7 protein-coding genes and 1 pseudogene are annotated in these 8,223 nt (G+C 42.2%); all 8 read left to right on the top strand.

Annotated features, from left to right (window positions below; translation table 11 throughout):
- The first annotated feature begins 193 nt into the window (after positions 1-193).
- A complete protein-coding gene (locus tag PVV68_RS09090) occupies positions 194-901 on the top strand; it encodes a hypothetical protein (RefSeq protein WP_273782929.1) in 708 nt (235 codons plus the stop codon).
- Between the two features lies 1 nt (position 902).
- A complete protein-coding gene (locus PVV68_RS09085; protein WP_273782928.1) occupies positions 903-2,360 on the top strand; it encodes a hypothetical protein in 1,458 nt (485 codons plus the stop codon).
- On the top strand, positions 2,360-2,848 hold the full coding sequence (locus PVV68_RS09080) for a hypothetical protein (RefSeq protein WP_273721713.1): 489 nt from the start codon (positions 2,360-2,362) through the stop codon (positions 2,846-2,848). The genes PVV68_RS09085 and PVV68_RS09080 overlap by 1 nt, the downstream gene beginning before the upstream one ends.
- Positions 2,787-3,707 carry a hypothetical protein gene (locus PVV68_RS09075; protein WP_273721711.1) on the top strand — a complete coding sequence of 307 codons (921 nt, stop codon included), beginning with the start codon at positions 2,787-2,789 and terminating at the stop codon, positions 3,705-3,707. The genes PVV68_RS09080 and PVV68_RS09075 overlap by 62 nt, the downstream gene beginning before the upstream one ends.
- A gap of 39 nt (positions 3,708-3,746) precedes the next feature.
- Positions 3,747-5,120: a hypothetical protein gene (locus PVV68_RS09070; RefSeq protein WP_273721710.1), complete on the top strand. Its 1,374-nt coding sequence runs from the start codon at positions 3,747-3,749 to the stop codon at positions 5,118-5,120.
- Entirely contained in the window at positions 5,121-7,280 is a 2,160-nt protein-coding gene (locus tag PVV68_RS09065; RefSeq protein ID WP_273721708.1) for a hypothetical protein, read from the top strand.
- Positions 7,277-7,915, top strand: a complete 639-nt coding sequence (locus tag PVV68_RS09060) for a transglycosylase SLT domain-containing protein (protein ID WP_273782927.1) — start codon at positions 7,277-7,279, stop codon at positions 7,913-7,915. The genes PVV68_RS09065 and PVV68_RS09060 overlap by 4 nt, the downstream gene beginning before the upstream one ends.
- Positions 7,916-7,927: 12 nt before the next feature.
- A pseudogene (locus PVV68_RS09055) lies at positions 7,928-8,223 on the top strand (phage tail protein); the annotation flags it as partial.

Here is an 8,223-nt window from a genome sequence, read left to right as displayed (position 1 = left end):
CACCTAAAAGACCTTGTTTTAAACGTACAACACGTTGAAGAATAATAGCTTTAGCGTGTTTATCTTTAAGTTTCTTAAGCCAACTATCAAATTCTATCGTTTTATGAATGGTTATCATATGAGTACTATAGTGCACATGATGTGTAATGTCAAGTTAGTTTCCATTTTTGTGTTTCATAGATAAGGTGTTGTGATGGCACGTCATTATATTAGGGTAAAGACGGGAGGACCGATACAAGATCACCAAGATGTATTTCGTCACAGAAGAACGCTTTCACATCTTGTGTCGGTCATTCAAAGCGAAATCGATGACATCACGGATGAGTATATTGGGCAAATCCAAGAAAGTATTTTTTCCGCCATTCGTTTTTGTGAGAGGGAAAGTTTTTATTTTAACGAAAGCCGTGATGTGGTGTTTACAACGCATGCTGGGAAGGGTGTCTATGATTCAACTGATACCCGCCATATCGAAACAGCTGTAAAAATCAAAAGTGTGTTTCTGTTTTTCGATCAACATCACAAGATTGAATTGCAGCACAGAAGTCCGTTTTCTTTAGAGCCTTCATTGTCTTCAGATCAGCAAGGAACGCCGGTTTATTACAGTTACTTTGATAGGAAATTGCATCTTTATCCTACACCAGATAGAGCCTATCAGGTTCAACTCCTTCTCTCACCAGTGCGTTTGGAAGAGCTTGAGAACGCCAATCAAGAACACCCATGGTTTGTGCATGGGTTTGACTTGATTAAAGCCCGTGCAAAATATGAATTATACAAGAATATACTCAAAGAGCCCGATTGTGCAGTAGCGGCTTATAATGACTTTAACGAGCAGTTGCATGCATTGCGTGCAGAGACCTCCCAACGTCATAATGTAAGCAGAATAATACCAACGGATTTCTAAGATGGTTTTTTTTCCGATAGCCGATTACAGACCAGATGTTGCGGTTGTTAACAGCAGCTTTACGGATAGACTTGTGAATGTTTTACCTGCAGATGGTTGTTATATACCGATGCCCAGTGCAACGGTTATTTCTGCGCCTTTAGAAGAGAAGCCTTTGGGTTGTATAGCTTTTAGAACCAGCAATGGTGTCAAGATAATCGTAGGAGGAGCACAAAAGCTTTATAGTTATGATAGCCAAACGCGTGGTTGGAAAGACATCAGCCAAAGTGGTGTGACCTATCAAGCCAATGAGGATAATAAATGGTCGTTTGCTCTTTTTAAAAATATGATCATTGCAGTGAATAAAAATGACAAACCGCAAGTTTTTAAGGCAGGTGGATTACAACGTTTTGAGGATTTAGGAGGCAATCCGCCCAGAGCAGGCTTGGTCAAAGTTTGGGGACCTTTTGTTTGTTTGATGCAATTGACTGATAACCCCAATCGTATCCATTGGTCAGGAGAAGGTGAGGAAACGTTATGGGAGACGCAATATAACGTTAGTGGTTATATGGATTTCCATGACGGTGAATATATACAGGGAGCAAGTGAATCTACCAATCCAGTCGTGTTTCTGCGTTCTGCGATTTATGCTGGTTCTTTAATGGTAGGTTCCAAGAGCCCCTTCAGTTTTCAAAAGATACAAGATAAGCGAGGAGCACGAAGTGCAGGTTCTATAGCTTGCCATGGCAGTGATGCTTTTTTTGCCGGTGATGGCGGCTTTTATCAAATGAGTGCTGATGGTCAGATTTTACCAATAGGTTTTGAAAAGGTTGATCGAACGGTATTTTCGAGCTTTGATAAGCTTGCTCTTGATGGCATGCAAGGTGTGATAGACCCTATCCATAACCGGATTTACTGGTCCTTAAAGAAAGGTAATAACGAGCAAACAACTTTTGTCTATGATTGGGGTTTGCAGAAATGGTCGACGATACATGGGGATCCTTTCACATTGTTTCCGGTTTTTACCACGGGCTATACCTTAGAACAGTTGGATGAGATTTCGATCAATCTTGAGTCCTTGCCGGCTTCTTTAGATAGCCCCCGTTGGCAAAGTGGCGCCCCAATGCTTGGTGGTTTTGATAGTCATAACCGTCTTGTTGTGTTTACAGGAGCCCCTATGGAGGCAACCCTTGTTTCGCAAGAGATGGGAGCACCGGATGGCAGTTTTAGTTTTATCACCAAAATGTTTGCAGAAGTTGATACTCTTGAAGGTCTTTTAAGCATAGGAGAAAGACGTCTTCGCAACGATAAGACGCCTATCACATGGCATAAGGAGAGGGTATGTTCCTTTGTCACGGGCGCTTATCATGGACGCTCACGTAATCGTTATCACCGCTTTAAATTGCGTATTCCAGAAGGGGAGTCTTGGAAACATATCACGGGGTTTGAGGTTGATTTACGCCCTTTAGGCAGAGGGTAATGGTACAAATTGTTTTAACGACGTCTTGGGATAGGGAGCGCATAGCCCCCTATCTTGAAGAGATCATTGCCTCCTTTAATGAGTATGTGAAGCGTTTCAAACATGAAATTACGTTGCCAGAACTCATTGAAGCCATTTGTAGTGGCAAGAAACAGTTATGGCTTGTTTTGGATGATGAAGATCAGTTTTTAGCGTTTGTTACGACACAGCTTCAATATACGGCATTAGGCAAGAAACGCGCGCTGATTTGTGAATGTAGTGGCAAGGGCGTTCTTGATTTGGTTGAGAATCTGCAATTTGCAGAGGATTGGGCGCGTGAGAATGGCGCCTTTGAAATAGAGATTTTAGGTCGCTTAGGTTGGAAACGTGCATTAAGCAAGCAAGGTTACGGCATAGATATGCTTTATTATAGGAAGGAATTAGGAAATGGGGAGCAAGAGTCCAGCAACAACAGAACAGAGGCAGGTGCAGACAAGCGCCCCTCCTAGTTGGGTGGAGAATATCTTTAAACGTGGTGGTAGAGATGCACTTAATCTTTATGACACAGGAGCAGGTGGGAATGTTTATGGGGGACCACGCGTTGCACCGTTAAGTGCGCCAACCTACCATGCGATTGGAGGTCTTGGGAACGTTCCTCATCAATATCAAAACTATATGGGTTATCTGATGAATACGCCAACCTCCTCTGCGAGAAACCTTGGGCGGATTGCGTCTGGTGGTATGATGGGAGATAACTCGTATTTTGACGAGGAACTTAAAAGGGGCTTAAGTGAGGTAAGAAATAGTATTAATAGACAGTTTTTAGGGAGCGGTCTGTATGGTTCGAGTGCCCATAAAAATGAACTCAATGAGGGTCTTAGTGATGAGTTTGCCCGCATCAAGTATGAACAGCGTTACAGAGATTTGCCGTATATGATGCAAGCCAATGCGATGATAGACCAATTTAATCAGAACCGCTTAGGGATGGTAGGCAGTTTATTTCCAGCTTACAACAACGCCTATACGAATATGTTGCAGGGAAGCGGTGTTTTGAATGATTACAATCAACGCCTCGTTGATGCCAATCGTGAACGTTGGATGGAGCAAGACAATAGCGGTTGGAATAGACTGAACATGCTTAGGAATGCCGGTCATGGTTTTGCAGGCAATTATGGCACGACGACGAATAATAATACGGCTTCAGTGATGGCAGGCAACAACCCTTGGCAGAATGTAGGGACTATAGGTTCTTTAGCGCTTCAAACAGCGCCAATGGCTTTTGGTTACATGGCAGGTGGTCCAATAGGAGCGGCGTTGGCAGCAGGAGCGTCGCCAGCACTCCTCGACCTTTTAAAGCAGAAACAATAACTGAAGAATAATTAAACAAGAGTTTTGTAGGAGGGCGTTATGGCATTTCCATTATTAGGCTTATTAGCTGGAGCAGGAACTGGGGCGGCATTGCGATATGGACCTCATATTTTGAGATATCTTTATCCTCGTGTGGCGCCCAAAGCGGTTACAGGAGCGCAAAGATTAGGGCAATTACTCAAAAATAATTACAAAACCGCTGCGGTAGGTGGTGCGACAGGTTTCATTGGAGATATGATGTCACCAGAGGAAGCACATGCACCAACTGGACCAAAGTTACCGAATATACCGCAACCCCAAGAACCATTACCCCCTAATATGGTTTCTGGAACGGAAATGCCTCTTGGTGTAGGTAATCATTCGCCTATGTCAAATGTACAGGCATTTGAAGCACAAGATCTTAAACCTCATATTAATGAACCAATGCAAGCTGGACCAGTGGATACAGCATCTCAAACGCCCCCTCGAGCACCGACAGATTTAGAGAAGTTTTTACAGTCTAATACTTATCAGTTTTTCCAATCTGATGCTTATAAGAAGCTTCAAGATCTTTTTGCAGGTATGGCAGCAGCCCCCTCTGGTGGTTCTGGATGGGATGCGCTTGCAAGTGGAGTTAAACAGCTTCATGCAGGTGATAAACAAAGAGGGCAAGTTAATCAAACGGTCGAGTATCTAAAGTCTAAAGGCTACAGCGAAGAAGAAGCACGGGTTATGGCACGTAATCCTCAAATGCTTAGTGCACTGCTAACAAAGCCTGAGAAACCTAAACTTTCTGTCGACTATGATGCTGCTTATAATCCTGAAACTAAAGAGTGGGAAGCAAAGGTTATCAAGGGTAGTAAGACATATGAGGAAGCTGAGCGTGCAAAAAAACTCCATGAGAAGAATACAGTACGCGACACTGTTTTATTGAATGATATCGGATATCTTGAGGAGTACATGAAGAAACATGGTACTTATTCAACTGGTCTCATTGCTTGGCTTAAAAGCTTGATGCCCGGAACAGAAGCACGCGGTGCAGATAGAGTTGTGCAAGCGCTTAGGAGCCATATAGCAAGTAATCGTATAGAAGAACTGAAAAGCTTATCAAGGACAGGAGGGTTAGGACTTGGAAATGTCAGTGACAAAGATCTTGACATGCTAAAGGATTCTTTAGGTGCACTAAATATTGATATGAATGTAGAATTATTTGCGCGGAGTTTGTCTCAAATAAAAGATGTTCTTGAAAGATTATCCCCTGAAGCAAAAACCTTTTTATTAGGTAAGAATAATGAGATTCAGACAATATCACAAGGAGGCGGTGCAAACTTTCCGACTCTAAGTAGCAGAGAAGACATAAAAAAACTTGCTGTTGGAGATAAAGCATCCGTACTGCATGGTAACGATAGATATGAAATTATTAGGGATAGATAAATGGTCCATCATAATAATACTCATCAAGATTTTCCAGATTTTGGTCCTGGAATAAGAGTTATACGCCGTATTCCTAAGCATGAATATGAAAGTTCTACAGAAGAGTCTTTTCCAGATTTTGGTCCTGGAATAAGGGTTATACGTCGTATTCCTAAAGATGAATACGAAACAACATCTCCACAGCCTCTGGAAATCACGCAAGGCGAAGCGTTTTGGAACTCTTTAAAACATGGATTGAGTTTTAATTTAGATGATGAAATTGCAGGGATTACAGCGGCAGGACGTGATCATGAAGATGATTATGCTATACCTGCTTTTATTATAGGGCTTGGCAGATATTGGTTTGGAGATAAGAAATACGAAGAGAAGTATGAGAAAGAAGCTAATAAACTGCGTGATTATCAACGTAGAGTAAGTGATGCACATTATTGGACATCTTTAGGAGGAAATATTTTAGGATCAATAATCCCTTCACTTGCAACTTTAGGGTCGGGAGCAGTTGCATCAGGAGCTCGTTTTTTAGCGCCTAACCTTGTAAAGAGTCTTACAGAGTCTAGCTTAGGTCAAGGTCTTTTGAAAGCAGGTTCTGTAGGAAAAGTAGCAAGCCCGTTTTTAGGGATTACGAATAAAACAACGTTACCTCATTTGCTTAAAGTTGGAGCGGCATCTGGTGCATTACATGGAGCGGGAGAGGGCGAAGGATTAGGGAATACACTTACCAGTACGTTAGCTGGTGCTGGTTTAGGAGCGGCAGGGACATTGGTCGGAAGTGCTTTAGGTCATTTGGCTGGTTCTGCTGTAGGTGGAATAGGAAGACTTTTTTCTCCGTCTCATAAGCAAGGCGTTGAAAAAGCAACATTAAGAGCAATCAGTAAACATTTAGGTAGTGAGGCATCTGAGGAGCTAGGAGAATCTTTTAAGAAAGCCGTTGATACCGATTATGTAGCCGATCATAGTCCTTTTTTACAAGATCTTGTATTTGATATAGCACAAAAGAACCAAGGGGCTTATCTTGATTTGACCAAAAGAGCACAGGCGAGAGCATTGGGAGGAGGAGAGCATATTCATCAAGCAGCTGATGAACACTTTGTTCCTCGTCAAAATGTTGTAGGTTTAAGAGATGATCTTATTGCGAGTAGGAAAGCAGCATCTCATGATCTTTACGAAATAGCCAAAAAGATTCCAATAGAGAAACACCATTATGGCGCTCTTAATGAATTAATGGAGCGCCCTTATTTCAGAGAAGCTTATAATAAAGGGTTAAAAGGGTTCATTAGGGATGGCAATAAAACCAGTCCGTTCTCTTCTCAGAAATTTAGTCTCCTTAAAGAGAAACCAAACATGGGGGTTCTCCATAAGACTAAGGAGGCTATTGATTTTATGATAAGGGCAGAAAAGAGACAAGGAGATAACAGCAAAGTCCGTAGTTTAGTTGATATCCAGAAAAAATTGTTAGAGATTATGGATAATATATCCTCTGAATACAAGAAGGGACGTGGATTGTTTCATCAATATAGTTCTTATGTAGACGCTATGCGTGAAGGTTCCAAAATCCTTAGAAAGAAGATTAATAAGGATGAGTTCAGTAAAATTTTTGATGAATTATCAGAAGCAGAACAAGAATACTTTCAAAAGGGCTCAAGGGCAAAACTTTTAGAGAGTATGGAGCAAACGGAAGATAAAGTCTCCAAGGCAAAGGAGATTTTTTATACGGACGATCTGTATGATAGGTTTGCAAAGATTTATGGAGCCGATAAAGCTTCTGCTGTTAAGAATGTTGTCAAGAGAGAAGCCGATTATGCAGATTTTTACAACAGAATACCAAATCGTATAGCAAATGAAGATATATCTTTTACACATCATGTCAATGTCCCAACGGGGACACGTGATGCAGCCATGCAAGCAGGGCAAGCAGCGTTGAAAGCTTCTTGGATACCTTTCAAAGAAGCAGCGTTTAGAGAGCGTCAACGGATTGAAAAGGATGTCGTCAAGTTATTGACAGGTGGCTCAGATATTTTGAATAAAGATATTGTAGAGGTCATTCAAAGCATGGTTAGAGCGCAAGAGAAGGGATATGCCACGAAAGAATGGGTGAAAAAACTATCTGCTGCTTTGGCTAGGTCAAGTGGAAATGAAGTTGTGAGAATGTTTAACCGATGACCCATTATAATCCTTTAGTCAATCAAGCGATCCGTCAAGCAGCGGCGCGGTATGGCTTGCCGGAAAGCTATTTATACCGTGTTGCGCAAGTGGAAAGTGGTGGCAATCCCAATGCAAGGAATCCACGTTCTTCTGCTGGTGGTCTGTATCAGTTTATAGATAGCACAGCCAAACAATATGGCTTACAAGACCGCTTTGACCCCATACAAGCAGCTGATGCGATGGGCAGATTTACCCTTGATAATCGTAACCATTTAAGCCGTGTTTTGGGGAGAGCACCAACAGAGGCAGAATTGTATTTAGCCCATCAACAAGGAGCAGGAGGAGCCGCGCGTCTTTTGCAGAATCCCCATGCCAATGCGGCACAACTTGTTGGGAGCAATGCGGTTGGTTTAAATTCTGGAAACAGTGCGATGCGTGCTGGTGATTTTGTTAATCGTGTTTTCCAAATGTATGGGGGGCAGCAACCTTATAGAGCAAGTTCTATCGCACGAGGGGACATGGGCAATAGAGCGAACTTGCTAGAGGTTTTAAGGGCGTTATTAGCTTCACAGGAAGAGCCTTTAGAAGAAGAAGAGAGCGCCGACGATAATCCAGTTATGACGCAATTGATGCGGGCGTTTTACGGAATATAGGAAACAAGAATTATGTCAACGATCTATGATTGGTCGCTAAGGGCGTCCGATAACACACGTGCTGATGATTTGATAGATTGGTCAGAAGGACAATTGCCAAGCACAGTTAATAATAGTGCACGCGGTATGATGCAAAGGGTAAGAGAGTATCTTTCAGATACGGGTGGAACCCTTGAAGGGATTGTGCGTGTTGATAATGAGCAGCAAACGAGTGCGATCACGCTTCAAACCAAATCGCTCTTTTCAGAATACAAAAATGATATTGTTATAGGTTTTAAAGCAAATGGCAAGAATGTTGGAGCGACAAC

Origin of the sequence: Bartonella sp. ML69XJBT, assembly GCF_028618515.1 — a bacterium.
Taxonomy (GTDB): domain Bacteria; phylum Pseudomonadota; class Alphaproteobacteria; order Rhizobiales; family Rhizobiaceae; genus Bartonella.
The sequence above is the reverse complement of the archived record's forward strand: the minus strand, read 5'-3'. Positions and strand labels throughout refer to the sequence as shown.